The sequence below is a fragment of the Bradyrhizobium sp. 4 genome (assembly GCF_023100905.1).
Taxonomy (GTDB): Bacteria; Pseudomonadota; Alphaproteobacteria; order Rhizobiales; family Xanthobacteraceae; genus Bradyrhizobium.
The window spans coordinates 7,695,419-7,715,965 of sequence record NZ_CP064686.1; the positions used below are offsets into that span (position 1 = coordinate 7,695,419).

Genomic DNA, 20,547 nt, shown 5'->3' on the forward strand with positions numbered 1-20,547 from the left:
ATTTGACAGCTTCCCTTTTCCAGCGCTTGCCGCTTTCGTTTCGGCCGCTTACACAGTCATGTGAACGTCATATGGCGCTGCTAGCGCAAGCGATCATTTTTGACGGCCCAAGGGAGGTTTACTTGATGGCTCTTCGACACTTTGGAGCGGCTGCCGCTATTGCATTCACGGTTGGACTATCGGCCTCACCGGCCTTGGCCGTGACCGAAATCCAGTGGTGGCACGCGATGACCGGCGCCAACAACGACGTCATCGTCAAGCTCGCCACCGACTTCAACGCGTCGCAGAGCGACTACAAGGTGATCCCGACCTACAAGGGCAACTATCCCGATACGATGAACGCCGGCATCGCGGCGTTCCGCGCCGGCAACGCCCCGCACATCATGCAGGTGTTCGAAGTCGGCACCGCGACCATGATGGCCGCGACCGGCGCCGTGAAGCCCGTCTACAAGCTGATGGCCGACGCCGGCGAGAAATTCGACCCCAAGATCTACCTGCCCGCCATCACCGGCTATTATTCGACGTCGAAGGGCGAGATGCTGTCCTTCCCCTTCAACTCGTCCTCGACCGTGATGTGGGTCAACCTCGACGAGCTGAAGAAGGCGAATGTCGAGATCCCGAAGACCTGGCCCGAAACGTTCGAGGCCGCCAAGAAGCTGAAGGCTGCCGGTCACGACACCTGCGGCTTCTCCGGCTCCTGGATCACCTGGGTCAATCTCGAGCAGCTCTCCGCTTGGCACAACGTGCCGCTCGCCAGCAAGGCCAACGGCCTCGACGGCTTCGACACCGTGCTCGAGTTCAACGGACCGCTTCAGGTCAAGCATCTCGAAACCCTGGTCGAGCTGCAGAAGACCAAGACCTATGACTACGCCGGCCGCACCAACACCGGTGAAGGTCGCTTCACCTCCGGCGAGTGCCCGATCTACCTGACATCGTCGGCGTTCTTCGGCAACGTCAAGGCGCAGGCCAAGTTCGCCTTCACCGCCGTGCCGATGCCGTATTATCCCGACGTCAAGGGCGCGCCGCAGAACTCGATCATCGGCGGCGCTTCGCTGTGGGTGATGGGCGGCAAGTCGGCCGAGGAATACAAGGGCGTCGCAAAGTTCCTGACCTTCCTCTCGGACACCGATCGCCAGGTCTATATCCACAAGGCCTCGGGCTACCTGCCGATCACCAAGGCGGCCTATGCCAAGGCGAAGGAAGAGGGCTTCTACAAGGATCAGCCCTATCTCGAGACCCCGCTGCTCGAGCTGACCAACAAGGAGCCGACCGAGAACTCCCGCGGCCTGCGCCTCGGCAACATGGTGCAGCTGCGTGACGTCTGGTCGGAAGAGATCGAGCAGGCGCTGGCCGGCAAGAAGACCGCCAAGCAGGCGCTCGATGCCGCCGTCGAGCGCGGCAACACGATGCTGCGGCAGTTCGAAAAGACCGCCGTCAAGTGAGGCAATGAGCGGCAGGCCGCGACCCGGCCTGCCGCTCTGCTGGCATCATGCAAAAGCAAGCCATTTTCCAGTCAAGGCTGTTACCGTACGCGCTGGTTGCGCCGCAGCTCGCGATCGTCCTGATTTTCTTCTATTGGCCGGCCCTGCAGGCGGTGATCCAGTCCTTCCTGCTCCAGGATGCGTTCGGGCTGTCGACCACCTTTGTCTGGTTCGAGAATTACGTCGAGCTGTTCAAGGACGCTGCCTATTTCGAGGCGATCGTCCGAACCTTCTTGTTCTCGTTCGCCATCGCCGTCTCGTCGCTGTCCTTCGCGCTGCTGCTCGCCGTGATGGCGGACAAGCCGCTGCGAGGTTCGATGCTCTACCGCACGCTCCTGATCTGGCCCTATGCGGTGGCGCCGCCCGTGGTCGGCGTGCTCTGGATCTTCATGCTGCATCCCTCGCTCGGCGTGCTCTCGCGCTATCTTCGCAACATGGGCATCGACTGGAATCCGCTGCTCGACGGCGACCAGGCCGCGGCGTTGATCATCCTCGCCGCCGCGTGGAAGCAGATCTCCTATAATTTCCTGTTCTTCCTCGCCGGCCTGCAGGCGATCCCGAAGAGCGTGTTCGAGGCCGCCGCGATCGACGGCGCCCGTCCGATGCGGCGGTTCTGGACCGTGACCTTCCCGCTGCTGTCGCCGACCATCTTCTTCCTGCTGGTGGTCAACATCGTCTACGCCTTCTTCGACACGTTCGGCATCATCGACACCATGACCCGCGGCGGTCCCGGAACGTCGACGGTCACGCTGGTCTACAAGGTCTATTCCGACGGCTTGCTCGGCGGCAATCTCGGCAGCTCGGCGGCGCAGTCGGTGATCCTGATGGTCATGGTCATCGTGCTGACCGGAATCCAGTTCCGCTTCGTCGAACGCAAGGTGACCTACTGATGGTCGAGGAAGAGGGCTTCCGGCGCTACGTCGCCCACATCATCCTCTGGATCGGGATCGCGGTCGTCGCCTTCCCGGTCTACATCGCGTTCGTCGCCTCGACCCAGGACAACGCGCTGATCGCCAACGGGCAGATGTCGCTGCTGCCGGGCGGTCATTTCTTCGAGGTCTACTACCAGACCATTTTCGTCGGCACGAGCGGATCGACCCGCGAGCCCGTCGGCAACATGATGCTGAACTCGCTGGTGATGGCGCTGCTGATCGCGGTCGGCAAGATCGCGATCTCGATCATCTCGGCCTACGCGATCGTCTATTTCCGCTTTCCGTTCCGGATGCCGATCTTCTGGATCATCTTCATCACCCTGATGCTGCCGGTCGAGGTCCGCATCTATCCGACCTACAAGATCGTCGCAGATCTGCACATGCTCGACAGCTATGCGGGCCTCTCACTGCCGCTGATCGCCTCGGCCACCGCGACGCTGCTGTTCCGTCAGTTCTTCATGACCGTGCCGGACGAGCTGCTGGAGGCCTCCCGCATCGACGGCGCCGGCCCCTTGCGCTTCTTCTGGGACACGTTGCTGCCGCTGTCGCGCACCAACATGGCGGCGCTGTTCGTGATCCTCTTCATCCTCGGCTGGAATCAATATCTCTGGCCGCTGCTGATCACCACCCGCGACGACATGCAGACCATCCAGGTCGGCATCCGCAAGATGATCACCACCACCGACGCGCTAACCGAATGGCCGATCGTGATGGCGACCGCCGTGCTCGCGATGCTGCCGCCGGTGTTCGTCGTCGTCGTGATGCAGAAATTGTTCGTGCGCGGACTCGTGGAGACGGAAAAGTAGATCCCATGGCTAACGTCACCCTGCGCAACGTCCGCAAAACCTATCCCGGCGGCTTCGAGGCCATCAAGGGCGTCAACGTCGACGTCGGCGACGGCCAGTTCTGCGTGCTGGTCGGTCCCTCCGGCTGCGGCAAGTCGACATTGCTGCGCATGGTCGCAGGGCTCGAAACCGTCACCGGCGGCGAGATCGACATCGGCGGCCGCATCGTCAACCAGATCGAGCCTGCCGATCGCGACATCGCGATGGTGTTCCAGAACTACGCTCTCTATCCGCATATGAGCGTCTTCAACAACATGGCTTACGGCCTGCGCAACCGCGGCATGAAGGAGGCCGAGGTCAAGACCCGCGTCGATGAAGCCGCGCGCGTGCTCGAGCTCACCTCGATGCTGGAGCGCAAGCCGCGCCAGCTCTCCGGCGGCCAGCGCCAGCGCGTCGCCATGGGCCGCGCCATCGTGCGCCAGCCGAAAGTGTTTCTGTTCGACGAGCCGCTGTCCAACCTCGACGCAAAACTCCGCATCGCGATGCGGGTCGAGATCCGCAAATTGCAGCGCCGGCTCAACACCACGTCGATCTACGTCACCCACGACCAGCTCGAGGCGATGACGCTCGCCGACATTCTTGTGGTGATGAATGGCGGCCAGGTCGAGCAGGTCGGCAATCCCTTGGCGATCTACGAGAAGCCGGCGACGACTTTCGTCGCCTCCTTCATCGGGGCACCGCCGATGAATCTGATGTCGATCCGCGCCGACGAGATCAAGTCGCAGCTCGGCAGCACCGACGCCGGCATCCTCGGCATTCGCCCGGAAGATTTCGTGATCACCGACCAGACCCCGGCCGGCGGCGTCGCGCTCCCGCTCACCGTTGAAGCGATCGAGCGCGTCGGCGCCGAAACCTTCGTCTACGGCACGCGGGCTCAGGACGAGCAGCGCATCGCCGCCAACCCCGGCGAGCTGCCGCCGGGCGAGGTCATCGTCCGCATTCCCGGCTCCGAGGCGCCCCCGATCGGCGCGAAGATCCGCGTCGCGGCGATGCGCCAAAAGCTGCATCTGTTCAGCGGCGACGGCCGGACGCGGATCGAGGCCTGACCGGGTTCCGCGGAGCCGTCGATTAAGAAAACGCGAAAACAACCCCATGCACAGTAGAAGGGGTTTGTTTTCGTTGAGAAAAATCGCGCCGCGATTTCATCGCGCCGGGCTTGTCGCAGGCGTTTCGCGCCATGACGACAAGTCGGCCTTTGTGCATGGCAGAGCGGGTCAGCTGCCCATCCACAGCCCCCGCTACGTCCTTGAACCTACACGCGGATATGCCCATATTGCTGATCAAGGGGTGCCTTGACGGGCCCTGATGCACCAAAGTCGCTTCGAGAGGACTTTGTAAACTATGTCTCGTGTTCCCACGCTTTCCAGTCCGTTCCTTCTGGGCTTCGACGAGATCGAGCGCGTGCTCGATCGAGTCGTCAAAGGTGCCGACGGTTACCCTCCCTACAATATCGAGAGGTGCGACCGGTCGGAGGGCCAGCCCGAGCGGTTGCGAATCACGCTGGCGGTCGCCGGATTCACCCGTGACCAACTCGATGTAACCATTGAGGAAAACCAGCTCGTCATTCGCGGACGGCAGCAGGACGACAAGTCCCGGCAATACATCCATCGCGGCATCGCCGCGCGCCACTTCCAGCGCACTTTCGTGCTGGCGGAGGGGATGCTGGTGCTGGGTGCGGATCTGAAGAACGGATTGCTGGCGATCGATCTTGCCCGGCCGGAACCGGAGAGGATCGTTAAGACAATCGCTATCAATGAGCACGAATAATGGAACGAGTAGCGGACTCGACCGCTTAGTTTCTGTGAAGGAGTCGAGACCATGAGTGAAGGTCACGTTGCGTTCGAATACGAAGCCAAGAACGTCTCGCCAGAGACGCTGGCAACCCTCGGCGAAGGCCATATCGCCTATGTGAAGCAGATCCGCTCCGAGGATGTGCCGGGCCTGTTTCCCGAAGCGCCGAAGATCGCGCCGGGCCTCAAACTCTTCGCGCTCCACGCCGCCGACGGCACGCCGATCATGCTGACCGACAGCCGCGAAGCCGCGATCGCAAATGCCTGGAGCAACGAGCTGCAAGCGGTGAGCGTGCACTGAGCACGCGCACGTCGCACGAACAGAGTTTCAAGCGGGCATGCCTTCGCAGGAAGGTGTGCCCGTTTTTATTTCGGCTGATGAAGTTTCCACGTCGTCATTGCGAGCGCAGCGAAGCAATCCAGAATCTTTCCGCGAAGGCAGCCTGGATTGCTTCGTCGCAAGAGCTCCTCGCAATGACGGAGTCGAGAGCGCGCGGCCCCGCCGTCACTTCACAAAGCCAAGTCCTTCGCGCGCCGTATCCACGGCCCATTTGTCGCTCAGTGGCAGCGCGAGCACGCTGTTGAAATCCGCGCGCGCATGTTTGGCGTCGGACATCATCATGTAGAGGAGAGCGCGGTTGACCAGGACGAGCTGACTTTTCGGATCGAGCCTGATCGCCTCGTTGTAGTCGGCGAGCGCGCGATCGTGCTGTCCCATGTCCCGAAACAGACCGGCGCGACTGCTGTAGGCTTCCGAATTCCCCGGTCGCAATCGGATCACTTCGTCGAAATCGGCAAGGGCGCGTTTGTCGTCGCCCTTCCCGTGCAGGACGACGCCGCGAACGAGATAGGCCTTTTCGAAAGACGGCCTAATCCTCGTAACGTCATCCAGCTCCCGGATGGTACTGTCGGCATCGCCCTTCTTCAGGAACACCATGGCCCGGCAATAGTGGCCGCCGGCACTTCCGGGCTCGAGGCGGACGGCGCCGTCGCAGTCGTCCAGAGCTGCATCGATCTCGCCCTTGTTGAGGCGGACGGTGCTTCGCAACTCGTAGGGCCAGGCGGCGGCCGGATTGCGCTGCATCGCCTCGCTGTAATCGGCGACGGCGTGATCGGTGTCGCCCTTCGCTGCATACACCTCCCCTCGCATGACGAGCGCACGGTAAGCCTGCTTGGGGCTGCGTTCGATGGCCTCGGTGAAGCCTGCGATCGCGCGATCGAAATCGCCCCTGTTGAAATACGCCTCGGCGCGCGAGGTGTAGGACGCCCCATAATTTGGGTCGAGGCGAATGGCCTCGTTGTAGTCGATCATGGCGTGCTCGCGATCGCCTTTGGCAGAATAGGCGCGACCGCGGCAGTGATAGGCCCGCCCGAAATTCGGATCGATCCGGATCGCGGCGCTGCAATCCTCGAAGGCGCGATTCCAGTCGTGCTTGATGTAGTAGGCTTCGCCGCGCAGCTCGTAAGCGACCGCATTGGTTGCGTCGGCTGCGATGATCTCGGTCTTCTCCGCGATGACGCGGTCGTTGGACGCCTCGTCGGCGCGGGCCACGGCGGTGGCGACAATGGTGATGGAGCAAAGCAGACCAAAAACTCGGCCGATCGAACCGCAAATCATCTCGCAAAATCCCCGCGCCGATGCCATGCCGGTCGCGGGTGGACATGATGACGAAACATCAGCGCCCGGCTACGAAATAAGTCGCAGACGGCACGGCGCGGGTTCGAACGAGCGAGAGGGTTACGCCGCAGTCGCCGGCAGCAGGGCCAGCACCGAATAGATCGCTGGGGCATCGCGCGAGCCGCGCATTCTTTTTGGCGATGACATGACCGCTGGGAGAATCGCCTCGGACACGACCGGATTAGCTTCTTTCCACATACTGCGGGTTACCAGTCGGAAGGCGATGGCGGGATGCTCAAATCCGGAGCGTGCTCAATTTCAGATTTGCCTGATAATCGATATCACCATGCAAAATAGCATCACGGCTCCCCACCCAAGCGCGACCCAGTAGAAACACACGCAGGCGCCGAAAACTGTCTCGTTGCTTGTGCGGGTTACATAGCCGTTGCGGCTCCAAACTTTTCCCTTAGTACTCGCGAGCCGCAATTGCCAAATCACGCTGGCCAACCATCCAAACATGCCGACGAGTACGAGGAATGTAATCACGGGCCAGCCCGCTTGCGAAATTTACCGAGGCACGCCCGCCGCAGCATGTGCAAAAGGAGTGAGCAGGGTCTCGAATTGGCTCTAACCTATTAGGCCGCGGTCGCCGGCGGCAGCGCCAGCACTGAATAGATCGCCTGGGCATCGCGCGAGGCGCGGAGCTTTTTGGCGATGTCCTGGTCGCGGAGGAGACGGGCGATGCGGGCCAGTGCCTTGAGGTGATCGGCGCCGGCGCCTTCGGGGGCGAGCAGCAGGAAGACGAGATCGACCGGCTGGCCGTCCATCGATTCGAAATCGATTGGACGATCGAGACGCGCGAACAGGCCGAAGATCTTTTCCAGCTTGGGCAGCTTGCCGTGGGGAATGGCGACGCCGTAGCCGACCGCGGTGGTGCCGAGCTTTTCGCGCTGCAGGAGCACCTCGAAAACGGAACGCTCGTTCTGCCCGGTCAGCTCGGCGGCCCTGGCCGCGAGTTCCTGAAGCGCCTGCTTCTTGCTGTTGACCTTCAATGCCGGGAGAATCGCCTCGGGCGCGACCAGATCGGTAATCGGCATGGAAGTCTTCCGAGGTGAATGAAAATGTCGGGTTCCGAATTGGCCAGCCTGGACAAAGAACCTGGGCGGGCCGACGTCGAGAAGTTGAAGCAGGAAGCGGACTTAGCTCGCCCCTGATGTGGGGGGCTTCTACTCCAACGCAATCCCGGTGCCAACTCCCGCGTGCAGCTTTGCCCCGGTCATTGTTAAGGCGGAAAGGGGCACCCGGCGCGGGGGCCCCAGGGCGTCGCCCGCGGCCTCAGGCCTTGCCGTCCGCCTTGGCCCCCGGGGGATCGATCCAGCCGACATTGCCGTCGGCCCGGCGGTAAATGATGTTCACTCGGCCCGAGGAGCCGTGCTGAAACACTAGGCAGGGCGCCCCGCTGAGGTCGAGTTCCATGACCGCTTCGCTCACGGACAGCGGCTTCAGCGAGGTGGTGGCCTCGGCAATGATGACGGGGCTGTAGCCGGTGATCTCGTCCTCGTCCTCGCCTTCGCCCGGGGCCTCCAGCACGTAGCTGGTGGCATCCATGGCGGCCAGCGCCGCGGAGGCGACATGGGCCTTGCGGGCGGAGCGGTCCTTGAGCCGGCTCTTGTAGCGCTTGAGCCGCTTCTCGATCATCACCAGCGCCTGGTCGGCACTGGCATAGGCGTCCGGTGCGTTCGAATCGGCCTCGAGCGTGATTCCCGAATCGAGATGCAGCGCACAGTCGGTGCGGAAGCCGAAGCCGTCCTTGCTCAGCGTGATGTGGCCGGAATAATTGCCGTCGAAATATTTGCGCAGGACCTCTTCAGTCCGGTCGGTGACGCGGCCGCGCAAGGCCTCGCCGACGTTGACGCTCTTTCCCGAGATGCGGAGAGTCATGTGAACCTCGCTTGGTTCGTGCCTGGCCTGGATTTGGGCCCGATAGCAGATCGAGAGTAGCGCGATTTGGCGCCGGCGCAATCAGGCCGGTTCGGGATTGCGGGAGCGATCGGCCATGGCAGTGGAGAGGACGTTACCAAGAGCGCTCTGCTTGTCGCGACGGCGTTGCACCGAGGAAGGAATGCGCATGGCTTCGCGGTACTTCGCGACCGTGCGGCGGGCGATATCAATGCCCGAGCCGCGCAAGCGTTCCACGATGGTGTCGTCGGACAGGATCGCGGACGGCGCCTCCGCATCGATCAGCAGCTTGATGTGGTGACGCACGGCTTCGGCCGAATGCGCCTCGCCGCCATCGGCCGAGGCGATCGAGGCCGTGAAGAAATATTTCAGCTCGAACGTGCCGCGATTGGTCGCCATGTATTTGTTGGCGGTGACGCGCGACACCGTGGATTCATGCATCTGGATGGCGTCGGCGACGGCCTTCAGATTCAGTGGTCGCAGATGCGCCACGCCATGGGTGAAGAAGCCGTCCTGCTGGCGCACGATCTCGGTTGCGACTTTCAGGATGGTGCGGGCGCGCTGGTCGAGCGCGCGCACCAGCCACGTCGCGTTCTGAAGCGCGTCGGTGAAATACGATTTGTCGCCGTCCTTGCCGATCTTCTTCGAGAGCTGCGAATAGTAGGTCTGGTTGACCAGCACGCGCGGCAAGGTGTCGCTGTTGAGCTCGACATGCCAGCCGCCGTCGGGACCCGGGCGGACATAGACATCGGGCACCATGGTCTGGAGCCGGGCGGTACCGAACTTCATGCCGGGCTTGGGATTGAGCCGGCGGATCTCGCCGATCATGTCGGCGATGTCCTCATCGTCGACGCCGCAGAGCTTGCGCAAGGCCGCGACGTCGCGCTTGGCGAGGAGATCGAGGTGCTCGACCAGGGCCTGCATCGCGGGATCGTACCGGTCGAGCTCGCGGAGCTGGATCGCCAGGCATTCGCTCAAACTGCGCGCGCAGACGCCGGGCGGATCGAATTTTTGCAGGACGGCAAGAACGTTCTCGACGTCCTGTTGCGATGCGCCGAGCCGTTCGGCGGCCTGGCCGAGATCCGGGGGCAGATAGCCGGCCTCGTCGACGAGGTCGATCAGATACTGGCCGATCATGCGCTGCGCGGCCCCGGTGAAGGCAACCGAGAGCTGCTCGGCGAGATGGTCGCCGAGCGTCATCTCCGCGGCGACGAAGGCTTCGAGGTTGTAGTCCTCGTCACCGGAGGCGCCGCCGCCCCATTCGGTATAGGTGGTCGGCGCCGCATCCTGGGCGGTGCGGGCGGCCGCCTCGGCCGGTTCCTCGGAGAAGACGTTGTCCAGCCCGGTGTCCATGGTCTGCTCGATCTCGGCGCGGGTGCCGAGATCCTTGCTCATCCACTCTTCCTGGCCGGGCTCGAACGCTTCGCCCGGGCCGCCGCCGGGCTCGTCGTTATGGCCGCCGTCGCTGTCATTGAACTGGCCGGTCTCGGCCGGGCCCTCGCCCGCGGGCGGCTCGTCATTGGCCCGCTCCAGCAGCGGGTTACGCTCGAGTTCCTCTTCGACGAAGGTCGTGAGATCGAGGTTGGACAATTGCAGCAGCTTGATCGCCTGCATCAACTGCGGCGTCATGACCAGCGACTGCGATTGCCGGAACTCTAATCTCTGCGAAAGCGCCATGAAGCAAGAACCGATCCCAAAAAGTTGGTCCGATTTTTGCTTATCCTAGTCCAAGCCCGATGTACACGTCTTGACGAATTGGAAAAACGGGCTAGAGGCGGAATTCCTCGCCAAGGTAAAGGCGGCGCACGTCCGGATCGGCCACGATCTCATCCGGGCTCCCCTCGGTCAGGATCTCACCGGCATAGACGATGTAGGCGCGATCGGTGAGGCCGAGCGTCTCACGCACATTGTGGTCGGTGATCAGCACGCCGATGCCGCGGTTGGTGAGATGGCGGACGAGGTCCTGGATGTCGCCGACCGCGATCGGATCGATGCCGGCAAAGGGCTCGTCGAGCAGCATGTAGTTCGGACGCGTCGCCAGCGCCCGTGCGATCTCGACGCGGCGCCGCTCACCGCCGGACAGCGCGATCGACGGCGATTTCCGCAGGCGCGTGATGTTGAATTCGTCGAGCAGCGAGTCGAGCTGCTGCTCGCGCTTCTTGCGCGAGGGCTCGACCACTTCGAGCACGGCGCGGATGTTCTGCTCGACGGTGAGACCGCGGAAGATCGAGGCTTCCTGCGGCAGATAGCCGATGCCGAGCCGCGCACGCTGATACATCGGCAGCTTGGTGACGTCGTGGCCGTCGAGCTCGATCGCACCGCGATCGGCCTTGATCAGGCCGGTGATCATGTAGAACACGGTGGTCTTGCCGGCGCCGTTGGGGCCGAGCAGGCCGACCGCTTCGCCGCGGCGCACATAGATGCTGACGCCGCGCACGACCTGGCGGCTGCCAAAACTCTTTTCCACGCTATGCACAGCCAGGAAGCCCGGCCTCTTCAAGAGCTGCGGCCCGCCGGAACCATTGGGCCTGCCGGCAGCCCTCACGGGGTGAACCGCCTGGGCCCGGGGCTGATCGGCTTGGAACTGATCGGGCGCATGCATCGGTTGGTTACGGACGATCGGCGGCGCGTCCCTGACCGGGCTGGCCACGAGACCGCCGACGCTGTCACCGAGCGCGGTGATGTCCTGGCGCGCAAATCCTGGCCGGCCGCGTTTGGCGGGGCGCCGACGGAACATGCTGAAGAGATCGACCATCCCCGCCTTCTAGCCTTTCGCGACGATTCTGCGCGACGATCCTGCGCGGTCTTCGCGCGATCTGCCGCGCCGGCCTCAGGATTCGCCGACGCAGCATGAATGAAGGGATGTCTCATGCCCAGTGAAACACGCCCGAAAAGCGGCGAACCCCGCTTCGAAAGCCCTTTGCGCTAGATACAGTCTCGACGGGCAAGCTTCAACCTCGGATCGGCAGTGCTCGACCCAAGCATCTGAAATCACTCTTCAAATTTCCTTTGCCTGATTTGGACTTAACTGGGCTTATTTGGGCTTATTTGCACCAGGCAATTGCAGAGGTCCCGCGCCGGGCTTGCCCGCGCCTCCGGATCCGCAATCATTGCCGCCGCCCTGCGGCAGCAGCGCCTGCACCCGGCCGCTGTCGGATTCCACACGCGACACGCCCGTGGTCATGTCGACCGCCAGCCGGTCGCCGCGCAGCACGTTCTTGCACTGCGTCAAGACGACGCCGCCAAGCATGGTGATGAGGTTGGTGCGGGTGTCGAACACGGCGGTCTCGCCCGTCACCACTTGGTCCTTCTGGGTGACGACGACATTGCCGCGCGCCTCCAGCCGCTTGATCGAGGAGTTCCCGCCCGGCCCCGGCGTCGCCGACTGCATCGGCGCCCCCTTTGCCGCCTTTGCCGCAGGCTGTGGCGTGGCGGGCTTGTCGCCGCCCGAATCGTAAAACACCACCAGCGTCTTCGAGGTCATGGTGGTGTCGCCCTGGATGACCTTCACATTGCCGGAGAAGGTCGCTTCCTTTTTCTTGTCGCGCATCTCGAGCGAGGCGGCTTCGATCTGGATCGGCTGATCGCGGTTCTGCGAGAAGCCCTGCATCGCGTTGGGCACGCCTTGCATCGTGCTCTGCGCGCTTGCCACACCCGTTGCAATCAGTGCGATGCCGACGGCGAGCGCGGCCGCACCGGGGATGACGCGCCGCTTGTCGTCGTTGCGCGGGAAAAACCTGATCATGAAAATCACTTTGAATTGGCGGACTTGTTCTGGGGCGTACGTGACTTCGCCGCCGGCGCGGGTTCGGCCGGCGCAGGCTGAGCGGCGGCGGGATCGTCCAGCTTGTCGAGGTGCATCACCACATTGCCTTCGAAGCGGATGACGTCGCCGCCCTCCGTGATCCGCAGCCGATCGGCGGTCAGCGTTCCATTGGTCAGCTTGACGTCGACATGCTCATCCGAGGAAACCGTACCCTTGCCCATGTCGACGAAGGCCGAGTTCAGCCGCGCCTCGTAGCCGGTCGAGGTGCGCAGGAAGATGTCCTTGTGCAGGTCGAGCTGTTGCTGCTTGTTGTCGAACCGTCCGGTGCGGGCATCGAGGAACAGGGTCGATTGGTCTTCCATCAGCACCTTCGCGCGCAGATCATGGAGATCGACATGATCGGGATCGGTGATGTCCTGGGTCGCGGTCTTGGCCCAGAGCTCATAGGGCCGCTGGTCCGGGGTGAAGCCGGACATATGCGGCGATTCCATCGTGATCTTGGTGCCTGTCACCACGAGATTTCCGGAGTCGAGCTTCACGGGGATCTGGAACGGGTTGAAGATGGTCGAGATGAGGACGAGCAGACCCATCGTCGCAGCCACCGTCGCCGGCACCGCGACGCGCAGAATCCGCACCAGGCGGCTGTGGCGCGCCGCGCTGGCGAACTTCGCCGCAAGCGCGGCATCGTAGGTGACATTATGGGCCGAATTCACCTGGGCTCCTGAGGTGTCGCCCGCCTTGTCCGGCTGGCGGGCGCCCCATTGTAGCCGGCAACGCCAAAATATGCAGCCAGCGACAGGCTGTTACGAAAGTGTCTGAAACGGGGCGACCGCCCCACCCGGCCGCTACGCGAAACGCTAGGAATGCGCGAAAATGTCCTCTTCGGCCCAGCCCTGGAGATCGAGCAAGGCGCGGGTCGGCAGGAAGTCGAAACAGGCTTTGGCCAGCGCCGTGCGGCCTTCCCGCGCCAGCATGGCATCGAGCCGCTCGCGCAAGCCGTGCAGATGCAGCACGTCGGAGGCGGCGTAGGCGAGCTGCGGCTCGGTCAGGCTGTCGGAACCCCAATCGCTCGATTGCTGCTGCTTGGAGAGATCGACATTGAGCACCTCGCGCACGAGGTCCTTGAGGCCATGGCGGTCGGTATAGGTGCGGATCAGGCGGGAGGCGATCTTGGTGCAGTAGATCGGCCCGGTCATGACACCAAACGTCTGATACAGCACCGCGACGTCGAACCGCGCAAAGTGGAAGATTTTCGTGTTCGCGGGATTGGCCAGCAGCGCCTTCAGGTTCGGCGCGTCGGTATGACCTTTGGGGATCTGCACCACGTCCGCGCTGCCGTCGCCGGGCGAGAGCTGCACCACGCAGAGCCGGTCGCGATGCGGATTCAGGCCCATCGTTTCGGTATCGATCGCCACCGCTCCGGTGTAGCGGGACAGATCGGGCAGGTCGCCGCGGTGCAGGCGTACGGTCATGGCGTTTCAAACCTCAATCGAATCGGTGCGTTTTTGCAGGCTAATCCCCGGGACAGATGCTGGCGAGGGCCGGCCGCGATGTATCCGCTGCCAGCCGCCGGCGCAAGCATCTGGCGCGGCTAGTAGTTCAGGCGCACGAGCACGTCGTTGACGCCGAACGGGCTGGCGGGCGCATCGCAAGCCCCTTGTCGCGCGAAGACGCAGGCCGGCTTGTCATCGCTCATCATTGCGCAACTTCGTGGCGAGAAATCCGCCGGCAATTCGCTGGCCAGGCTCGTCGGGCCGATGATGCGGTTGAACCCGGCCTGGTGCGTCTTCACCACAGCCGGAAGTCGCCCCTTGGCCAAGGGGTCGTCCCGATAAAAGGAATAGATCGGCCGGCGGGCCGCGAGCTGCCCGCGTCCGGGCACAAAGGGATAGTTGATCGCGTACAGGGCCAGACCGCAAAATTCAGGATCGGCCTCGAGCTCCGCCATCAGCTGGGCCACGCCGATGCCGCGCATCCAGTTGTCACGCATGATCAGCGTTGCGCCCGACAGACCGAGCGAGAGCAGCAGCCAGCCGCCACATACGACGGCAAGTGAGCGCCACGGGTTTTGCCGGCGCATCATCTGGACCCAATCGGCGGAGCCAAGCCCCGCCGCGATGATCAGCAGGGCGATCGACAGGAAAATGAAGCGGTATTCCTTGTGCACGATCATGCTGTGAAACGCGACGTTGACGACGGCCGCGACGATCAAAAGGGGGGCATGTCGCCAGCCGCGCCAGAGCGCCAGCAGCATCAGCAGTGTCGCTCCCGACCACAGAATTGAAGCCTGCAGAACGTAGGCGGCCGCGGGCGCGTCACCGAATTCCGAAGCGCGGTCATGCAGGAGGTTTTGCTGAATATTCCGGACGAGCCACGCAAACGGCGCTGAGCCGTGGGCCAGGTCGAGGACGCCGGACAGCACCAGGACCACGCATCCGCCCGCGACCAGGGCGATCGCGTTTCGCAGGTCGCGCCAGCACGCCGCCAACGCAAGCACCGCGCAAGCCGGCACATATTGAAAGCGCCAGACACAGGCGAGAGCAAGCAATGCGCCCGCGGTGAAGAGCCGGTTGCGCGCGAGCTCGCCCGTCAGCAGATAGGCCGCCGGCAGGATCACGGCCGTCGCCAGCGGTTCGCTCAGCGTGTGGGGCGCGTAGTAGACCAGCTCGAACCAGACCGCGGCGGCAAACGCCGCAACGATGGCATGCGACCTGGAGATGCGTTCGCCGAAATGCCAGGCCGTGACGACGATCGACAGCGAGGCAAGCCCGACCACCAGGCGAGGGACGACGAAGGCACCCCACCCGCCCGGCGCAAGCCAGTCGCCGAGAGCGACCGGCCCTGCGAACAAGGTCGGCAGAAACCAGCTCCGGATGCCGTCGCGCCATTCCCAGGTGACGACACCCTGGTGGCCAAGCAGGCGCCAGGCCGGCTCCAGATATTGATACAGCTCGTCGACGTGAACGATGTTCGGCCAAAAGGCGAGCGGCAGCCGGACTGCCGCAGCCAGTAACAGCAATGCGCACAAGGCGCCGTACCGCGTCGCGAAGCTTTCGGCTTTGGCGGCGGGCGCGATCGCGGGCAGAGCTGCGGCGCTGGTCGTCATTGTGTTTTGGCTTCGCCAGCCAAACTGGATTGGGGCCTGACGTAAACGGTCACGTAAGCGCCGGTGTATTGCTCGCGCCAGCCTCGCCGCTCCACCAGGAACTGCCGCAGCTGTTCGTGCGCCTTGACCCACAGCACGGCCTCGATCCGATATTTATCGAGCACCATGTCCCACGCGGTCTCGTCGATTTCCCAGCTCACCAGCTTGAAATAGTCGTGCAGCAAATCGTCCGGATAGGCGGTCGCGGCGCGGCCATCGACGAACGGGCGAACGGTGCCGTGCGTCGTGAAAATCAGGTAACCGCCGATATTCCAATGGTTCAGGACCCGCGCATCGGCGAAATTGTTTTGCAGATAGCCGGCATCTTCGCTCGACAGCATCGTCGGAAGTGCGAGCGCCGGCGCGACGCGCAAGTAAGCCAGCGGCAGGGTGCCGAGACCGACGATGCCGGCAGCCAGCAACGCTCCACGCACGTCAACGGCGGTGAGACGCCGAGGCAGCAAGCGGCTGAGGTGAAGCGCCATCGGCACAGTCGAGAAGATGAAGAAGAACGCGATGTACCTGAACTGACACAGTCCCAGAATCAGGAACAGCCAGGACATCAATCTCGGTTCGAGCGGGACTGGCCTGGAGTTTCTGTAGCGAAGCTCGAGCGCGACGAAGGCCAGCATGTACAGGATGCCCGGAATGCTGCCGGGTATTTCAATGTTGTCGTAGTAGGACCGCCATTCGGTAATATTACCCTGGACGAAGTGCCCCATCGTCGCGGCGGCACCGGCATAGATATTCCAGCCGAGCGGATTGACGAATGTCGCAGCGAGGCACCCGATCCCGGCGAGAGCAAGGACCCTGAGATCGGCCCAGGACGCTCTGAGCAAGGCGGCGCCGCAGAAGACGCCAATCACGAAAAACCCGAGCAGAAAACCGCCGTGCAGATTGGCCCAAAACGCCATCAACACGGGAAGCACGAACCATCGCGTACGTCGCAGGCATTCGCGATAGAAGACGACGCAGAACAGCATCGTGCATGTATTCGGCGCGACCGCGAGATACATGTTCGGCGCAACTTCGTAGGCGGGATAAAGCAGGCAGGCCAGGAAGACCGCCACGCAAACCGCAATCGCCGACGCACCGTAGCCGAGAGAGATCGCAGTCAGGATGCCGGCAATCGCTGCACCACAGGCGACCGTCGACAGGACGAGGCCGCCGAAGCCCGCGTATTGAAGCGTCGCACTGGCAAGCGCGTCCCAGAGCCAGGACAGATTGAGCCATGGCTTGTCGCCGTGGGTGAACGACCAGGGGTCGTGGAGCGGGATGGCGTTGCGTTCCCGGATGAGATTTCCGGCCGCGAGATGCCAGCCCAGATCGTAGTGACCGAGCAGAAGCGGCGCGTTCAAGACGTAGAACAGGCAAATGAACGAGATCAGGAACAGATAAATTCCCGATCTCAGGAAGAACGGGCTGATCGCGTTCGCAACCTTGTCGAATGTCGGCTCGTGCCAGACCTGGTGCTGATCCACCGTTTCCCTCACGACAAAGCGAGCCCGATGGCTCCGTGCTCGCCGACGGCCGGATGCGAGCCTGCCTGCTGACTTAGGGCCAGTTTGTCTAAAGTCGGGTAAATTCGGACGGTGCAATCGATGGGGTTTTGCGGAATGAAAATCGGCCCGACCGCCGGCTTCGAAAGCCTCCAAGCGGCTGTTCCGACTTGAAAATTTTAACGCCCAAGAGGCAGAGCCCGTGCGTGCCTTAACCGGTCCCGCCGTCATTATTCGTCAGCGTAGCTCCTGTTCCACATTCAGGTGAACCAACGCTGGGCCTTCGATGACCAAAGTTGCATGTATCACCTATTGGTCGAAAATCTCGTAAGTCAGGTCAAGGCGCATTCAAAGGCATTGATTGGAGAGGGCATAGCCGAAGCCGCATACCCCCTCGTTTTCCCTTCGCCCTCGCCGTCCGGCCCTTCCACCACAGCCGCCGGTCTACCGTCTCGCTGAGCTTCATGTGCTCGCAGTGGTATTGTGTTCCATATTTTCGATGCGCCGAACGGAGATCTTCAATGAAGCTCAAACTTGCCGCCGCGATGCTCGCCGCAAGCCTCCCGCTCGCATCGATGGCTTTCGCCCAAGGCATCGCGCCAGCCGAACTTGCGGTGATCGATGGCTGCCTGAAGACCGCGGAGAAAACCGGCGGTTTCGGCGGCGCGTGCGTCGGGCTCGTCGCCGACCCCTGCATCAAAGCGGCAGAGGGCGCGAATGACGATGTCGCCAAATGGAAAGCCTGCGCGGCGCGCGAACTCGCCATTTGGACGCAGAAAACAAGTGAGGCGCTAAAGAAGGTTCAGGCCGGCGGGTTCGCCGACGTAATCAAGGCGGTCAATGAGTCGCAGAAAACTTTCGCCGCGTCGCGTGATGGCTTCTGCGCGGTCTTCGACAAGGTCGATCCCGGCATGTACCGGGGCAGCGCGAGCTACTGCCGCCTGCGCGAGACCGCGAACCGCTCGCTGAGCCTGATCAAGCTCGGCGCTGCGGTCAACGAGCACTGAGACCTCTTAGGCGCTTGGGGTCATCAGCTTTGCCGACCTTTTCCCACATAGCGACGACGGCTTCGGCCGCGAGCGCGGTGGACGTCGTTCATAGCTCGGTGCGTAGCACTTACCTGAGCGACTGAGGCCAGCCTCCTCCAGATCGCCTGCGATCCGAGCCGACCCGACGAGCGATGTAGGCCATTCGGTACGCGATGAGCGCCGTGCCTCGGTTTTGTGTACCGGTCAGCAGCTCAATTCCCTGCAAAAGCGATTTCGATCGCTTGAGTAGGAGATGGTGCCCAGGAAAGGACTCGAACCTTCACGGCCGTTAAGCCACTGGCACCTGAAGCCAGCGCGTCTACCAATTCCACCACCTGGGCATGCCGGTTAGGCACGGAGGCGGTTACTACGGTTCGGTGACGCGGTTGTCAATTCATGCTTGAACCCCGCTTCGGGATGCGGATTGCGCATCGCAAACCGGCCCGATACAAGCCGGACGAGACGCACTCTTCCCGCAGGAATGACCCAGGAATGGATCCCATGGCATCGAATCTGGACACGCTCGTCACGGTTTTCGGCGGATCGGGGTTTTTGGGCCGGAATGTGGTCCGTGCACTGTGCCGGCGCGACTACCGGGTCCGGGTCGCGGTGCGGCGGCCGGAGCTGGCCGGGTACCTCCAGCCCTCCGGCAAGGTCGGGCAGGTCCACACCGTGCAGGCGAACGTGCGCTATCCGGCCTCGATCGAGGCGGCACTGCGTGATTCGCATGTCGTGATCAATCTGGTCGGCATCCTCGCCGAGGGCGGCGCGCAGAGTTTTGACGCCGTCCAGGCCAAGGGCGCCGAGACCATTGCCAAGGCGGCGGCCGCCGCCGGGGCACAATTGATCCATGTCTCGGCGATCGGCGCCGACGCGGAATCGCCCTCGCGTTATGCCAGAGCCAAGGCGGCCGGCGAAGCCGCGGTCCTGGCCGCGGTGCCGTCGGCGACGATCTTCCGCCCCTCCGTGATGTTCGGCCCCGAGGACCAGTTCACCAATCGCTTCGCCGCACTGGCGCGGATGTCGCCGGTGCTGCCGCTGATCGGCGCCGACACCAAGATGCAGCCGGTCTATGTCGGCGACGTCGCCACCGCGGTCGCGGATGCCGTCGACGGCAAGGCCAAGGCGGGCGCAACCTACGAGCTCGGCGGCCCGGAAGTGCTGACCATGCGCGAGATCATCGAGGCCATTCTCGAGATTGCCGATCGCAAGCCGATGCTGATGCCGCTGCCGTTTGGCCTCGCCCGCTTCAAGGCCAACTTCCTGCAATTCGCGCCGGGCGCGCTGAAGCTGACGCCGGACCAGGTCACGCTGCTCGCGCGCGACAATGTCGTGTCTGACGCGGCGAAGGCCGCCGGGCTAACGCTGGAAGGCCTCGGCATCACGCCCGACTCGCTTGAAGCGATCGCCCCGCAATATCTCTGGCGCTTCCGCGCCGCCGGGCAATTCCAGCGCAAGAGCGCGTAGCCATCCCCCCGTCATGGCCGGGCATGACGAACTTCAGCGTCCGCACTGCAATTGTTCGACGTTCGGGTCTACCGCCCCAGCGCCAGCGCGATCAGGCCGAGCGTACCGACGATCACGCGCCACCAGGCGAACACCACGAAGCCGTGGCGGGTGACGTATTCCAGGAACGTCTTCACCACGATGATCGCGGTGACGAACGACACCACGAAGCCGATGGCGACGATGCCCATGTGGTCCATCGTCATCTCGGAGCGGTTCTTGTAGAAATCGTAGGCGAACGCGCCGATCATGGTGGGAATGGCGAGGAAGAACGAGAACTCCGCCGCCGCGCGCTTGTCGGCCCCGAGGAACATCGCCGCGACGATGCTGGCACCGGAGCGCGACACGCCCGGGATCATCGCGATGCACTGCGCGATGCCGATGTAGAGATACATCAGCAGCGGAAACCGGGTGGCGTCGTGCTCGCGCGCCTTGAGATCGAGCTTGTCGACCCAGAGCAGGATGGCGCCGCCGACGATCAGCGAAAAGCACACCACCCACGGATTGAACAGCATGCTCTTGATGTACTTGCCGGCGACGAGACCGACGACGACAGCGGGCAGGAACGCGACCAGCACGCCGATCACGAAGCGGCGTGCATAGGCGTCGCCCGTGAACATGCCGATCGCGACGTCCCACAATTTCTTGAAGTACAACACGACGATCGCGAGGATCGCGCCGAGCTGGATCAGGACCGTAAACGAGTCCCAGAACGCGCCCTCGCCGAGATGGAAGAAGCGCTCCGCGAGCAGCAAATGGCCGGTCGAGGACACGGGAAGGAACTCGGTCACACCCTCGATGATGCCGAGGATCACTGCCCGTATTGCATCTGACATATTTACGGTCCATTTCGGCTGGAAAAGCGGGGCTCTTCTCGCCCATCCGCTCCCTTGCTGCAATCGCAAAATGCGGCGGCGCGCCCTTGCTTCGCGGTTTTGAATGACTAGTGTGGCGCCGCACAAACATTGATGGATTCTT

The 20,547-nt window shown here is 63.1% G+C and carries 19 protein-coding genes and 1 tRNA gene; 8 read left to right on the forward strand and 12 right to left on the reverse strand.

Going from position 1 to position 20,547, the window contains the following annotated elements:
* Positions 1 to 125: 125 nt before the first annotated feature.
* From ugpB to IVB45_RS36805, 6 genes are all read left to right on the forward strand, one after another.
* Entirely contained in the window at positions 126 to 1,442 is a 1,317-nt protein-coding gene (gene ugpB, locus IVB45_RS36780) for a sn-glycerol-3-phosphate ABC transporter substrate-binding protein UgpB (protein ID WP_247357403.1), read from the forward strand.
* Positions 1,443 to 1,489: 47 nt separating this feature from the next.
* Positions 1,490 to 2,371, forward strand: a complete 882-nt coding sequence (gene ugpA, locus IVB45_RS36785) for a sn-glycerol-3-phosphate ABC transporter permease UgpA (protein ID WP_027566174.1) — start codon at positions 1,490 to 1,492, stop codon at positions 2,369 to 2,371.
* Positions 2,371 to 3,219, forward strand: a complete 849-nt coding sequence (gene ugpE / locus IVB45_RS36790) for a sn-glycerol-3-phosphate ABC transporter permease UgpE (RefSeq protein WP_007603954.1) — start codon at positions 2,371 to 2,373, stop codon at positions 3,217 to 3,219. Before ugpA ends, ugpE begins: the two co-directional genes overlap by 1 nt.
* 5 nt (positions 3,220 to 3,224) lie before the next feature.
* A complete protein-coding gene (locus tag IVB45_RS36795; protein ID WP_027566175.1) occupies positions 3,225 to 4,304 on the forward strand; it encodes a sn-glycerol-3-phosphate import ATP-binding protein UgpC in 1,080 nt (359 codons plus the stop codon).
* A gap of 295 nt (positions 4,305 to 4,599) precedes the next feature.
* Positions 4,600 to 5,025, forward strand: a complete 426-nt coding sequence (locus IVB45_RS36800) for an Hsp20 family protein (protein ID WP_027566176.1) — start codon at positions 4,600 to 4,602, stop codon at positions 5,023 to 5,025.
* A 51-nt stretch (positions 5,026 to 5,076) separates the two neighbouring features.
* The gene (locus IVB45_RS36805; protein ID WP_007598581.1) at positions 5,077 to 5,349 is read left to right on the forward strand and encodes a DUF1150 domain-containing protein; all 273 of its coding nucleotides are present in this window, start codon (positions 5,077 to 5,079) and stop codon (positions 5,347 to 5,349) included.
* Positions 5,350 to 5,553: 204 nt separating this feature from the next.
* Here the strand turns inward: IVB45_RS36805 and IVB45_RS36810 are convergent, their stop codons facing one another.
* From IVB45_RS36810 to IVB45_RS36855, 10 genes are all read right to left on the reverse strand, one after another.
* The gene (locus IVB45_RS36810; protein ID WP_247357402.1) at positions 5,554 to 6,666 is read right to left on the reverse strand and encodes a tetratricopeptide repeat protein; all 1,113 of its coding nucleotides are present in this window, start codon (positions 6,664 to 6,666) and stop codon (positions 5,554 to 5,556) included.
* Positions 6,667 to 7,301: 635 nt separating this feature from the next.
* Positions 7,302 to 7,763 (reverse strand): PTS IIA-like nitrogen regulatory protein PtsN, encoded by a 462-nt coding sequence (ptsN, locus tag IVB45_RS36815; protein WP_007598573.1) that lies wholly within the window; start codon positions 7,761 to 7,763, stop codon positions 7,302 to 7,304.
* A 238-nt stretch (positions 7,764 to 8,001) separates the two neighbouring features.
* A complete protein-coding gene (gene raiA, locus IVB45_RS36820) occupies positions 8,002 to 8,607 on the reverse strand; it encodes a ribosome-associated translation inhibitor RaiA (RefSeq protein WP_027566178.1) in 606 nt (201 codons plus the stop codon).
* An 81-nt stretch (positions 8,608 to 8,688) separates the two neighbouring features.
* The gene (gene rpoN, locus IVB45_RS36825) at positions 8,689 to 10,302 is read right to left on the reverse strand and encodes an RNA polymerase factor sigma-54 (RefSeq protein ID WP_247285086.1); all 1,614 of its coding nucleotides are present in this window, start codon (positions 10,300 to 10,302) and stop codon (positions 8,689 to 8,691) included.
* Between the two features lie 91 nt (positions 10,303 to 10,393).
* Positions 10,394 to 11,380, reverse strand: a complete 987-nt coding sequence (gene lptB / locus IVB45_RS36830; RefSeq protein WP_247357401.1) for an LPS export ABC transporter ATP-binding protein — start codon at positions 11,378 to 11,380, stop codon at positions 10,394 to 10,396.
* Between the two features lie 279 nt (positions 11,381 to 11,659).
* Positions 11,660 to 12,370 carry an LptA/OstA family protein gene (locus IVB45_RS36835; RefSeq protein ID WP_247357400.1) on the reverse strand — a complete coding sequence of 237 codons (711 nt, stop codon included), beginning with the start codon at positions 12,368 to 12,370 and terminating at the stop codon, positions 11,660 to 11,662.
* Between the two features lie 5 nt (positions 12,371 to 12,375).
* Positions 12,376 to 13,104, reverse strand: a complete 729-nt coding sequence (gene lptC, locus IVB45_RS36840) for an LPS export ABC transporter periplasmic protein LptC (protein ID WP_247357399.1) — start codon at positions 13,102 to 13,104, stop codon at positions 12,376 to 12,378.
* 144 nt (positions 13,105 to 13,248) lie between these two features.
* Entirely contained in the window at positions 13,249 to 13,863 is a 615-nt protein-coding gene (locus tag IVB45_RS36845; RefSeq protein ID WP_007598566.1) for a ribonuclease D, read from the reverse strand.
* Positions 13,864 to 13,982: 119 nt separating this feature from the next.
* Positions 13,983 to 15,497: a 4-amino-4-deoxy-L-arabinose transferase gene (locus tag IVB45_RS36850; protein ID WP_247358102.1), complete on the reverse strand. Its 1,515-nt coding sequence runs from the start codon at positions 15,495 to 15,497 to the stop codon at positions 13,983 to 13,985.
* Complete coding sequence (locus IVB45_RS36855) at positions 15,494 to 17,017, reverse strand: hypothetical protein (protein WP_247358101.1); 1,524 nt, start codon at positions 17,015 to 17,017, stop codon at positions 15,494 to 15,496. The genes IVB45_RS36850 and IVB45_RS36855 overlap by 4 nt, the downstream gene beginning before the upstream one ends.
* Positions 17,018 to 17,580: 563 nt before the next feature.
* Between IVB45_RS36855 and IVB45_RS36860 the strand changes: the two genes are divergently transcribed.
* Positions 17,581 to 18,042, forward strand: a complete 462-nt coding sequence (locus tag IVB45_RS36860) for a lysozyme inhibitor LprI family protein (RefSeq protein ID WP_247357398.1) — start codon at positions 17,581 to 17,583, stop codon at positions 18,040 to 18,042.
* 275 nt (positions 18,043 to 18,317) lie between these two features.
* On the opposite strand, the gene IVB45_RS36865 is transcribed toward IVB45_RS36860, so the two are convergent.
* A tRNA-Leu gene (locus tag IVB45_RS36865) sits at positions 18,318 to 18,404 on the reverse strand.
* 160 nt (positions 18,405 to 18,564) lie between these two features.
* On the opposite strand from IVB45_RS36865, the gene IVB45_RS36870 reads away from it, so the two are divergent.
* Positions 18,565 to 19,530, forward strand: coding sequence for a complex I NDUFA9 subunit family protein (locus tag IVB45_RS36870; RefSeq protein WP_247285080.1), 966 nt, complete (start codon positions 18,565 to 18,567; stop codon positions 19,528 to 19,530).
* A 68-nt stretch (positions 19,531 to 19,598) separates the two neighbouring features.
* Here the strand turns inward: IVB45_RS36870 and IVB45_RS36875 are convergent, their stop codons facing one another.
* The gene (locus IVB45_RS36875; RefSeq protein WP_027566187.1) at positions 19,599 to 20,405 is read right to left on the reverse strand and encodes an undecaprenyl-diphosphate phosphatase; all 807 of its coding nucleotides are present in this window, start codon (positions 20,403 to 20,405) and stop codon (positions 19,599 to 19,601) included.
* Positions 20,406 to 20,547 lie beyond the last annotated feature (142 nt).

What these genes read in the sequence shown, in the direction of transcription:
- ugpA (WP_027566174.1), top strand. Translation starts at nt 1,490, where the DNA reads ATGCAAAAGCAAGCCATTTTCCAGTCAAGGCTGTTACCGTACGCGCTG.
- ptsN (WP_007598573.1), bottom strand. Translation starts at nt 7,763, where the DNA reads ATGCCGATTACCGATCTGGTCGCGCCCGAGGCGATTCTCCCGGCATTG.
- IVB45_RS36835 (WP_247357400.1), bottom strand. Translation starts at nt 12,370, where the DNA reads ATGATCAGGTTTTTCCCGCGCAACGACGACAAGCGGCGCGTCATCCCC.
- ugpB (WP_247357403.1), top strand. Translation starts at nt 126, where the DNA reads ATGGCTCTTCGACACTTTGGAGCGGCTGCCGCTATTGCATTCACGGTT.
- ugpE (WP_007603954.1), top strand. Translation starts at nt 2,371, where the DNA reads ATGGTCGAGGAAGAGGGCTTCCGGCGCTACGTCGCCCACATCATCCTC.
- IVB45_RS36860 (WP_247357398.1), top strand. Translation starts at nt 17,581, where the DNA reads ATGCTCGCCGCAAGCCTCCCGCTCGCATCGATGGCTTTCGCCCAAGGC.
- IVB45_RS36800 (WP_027566176.1), top strand. Translation starts at nt 4,600, where the DNA reads ATGTCTCGTGTTCCCACGCTTTCCAGTCCGTTCCTTCTGGGCTTCGAC.
- IVB45_RS36875 (WP_027566187.1), bottom strand. Translation starts at nt 20,405, where the DNA reads ATGTCAGATGCAATACGGGCAGTGATCCTCGGCATCATCGAGGGTGTG.
- IVB45_RS36805 (WP_007598581.1), top strand. Translation starts at nt 5,077, where the DNA reads ATGAGTGAAGGTCACGTTGCGTTCGAATACGAAGCCAAGAACGTCTCG.
- lptB (WP_247357401.1), bottom strand. Translation starts at nt 11,380, where the DNA reads ATGGTCGATCTCTTCAGCATGTTCCGTCGGCGCCCCGCCAAACGCGGC.
- IVB45_RS36795 (WP_027566175.1), top strand. Translation starts at nt 3,225, where the DNA reads ATGGCTAACGTCACCCTGCGCAACGTCCGCAAAACCTATCCCGGCGGC.
- IVB45_RS36850 (WP_247358102.1), bottom strand. Translation starts at nt 15,497, where the DNA reads ATGACGACCAGCGCCGCAGCTCTGCCCGCGATCGCGCCCGCCGCCAAA.
- rpoN (WP_247285086.1), bottom strand. Translation starts at nt 10,302, where the DNA reads ATGGCGCTTTCGCAGAGATTAGAGTTCCGGCAATCGCAGTCGCTGGTC.
- IVB45_RS36870 (WP_247285080.1), top strand. Translation starts at nt 18,565, where the DNA reads ATGGCATCGAATCTGGACACGCTCGTCACGGTTTTCGGCGGATCGGGG.
- IVB45_RS36810 (WP_247357402.1), bottom strand. Translation starts at nt 6,666, where the DNA reads ATGATTTGCGGTTCGATCGGCCGAGTTTTTGGTCTGCTTTGCTCCATC.
- IVB45_RS36845 (WP_007598566.1), bottom strand. Translation starts at nt 13,863, where the DNA reads ATGACCGTACGCCTGCACCGCGGCGACCTGCCCGATCTGTCCCGCTAC.
- raiA (WP_027566178.1), bottom strand. Translation starts at nt 8,607, where the DNA reads ATGACTCTCCGCATCTCGGGAAAGAGCGTCAACGTCGGCGAGGCCTTG.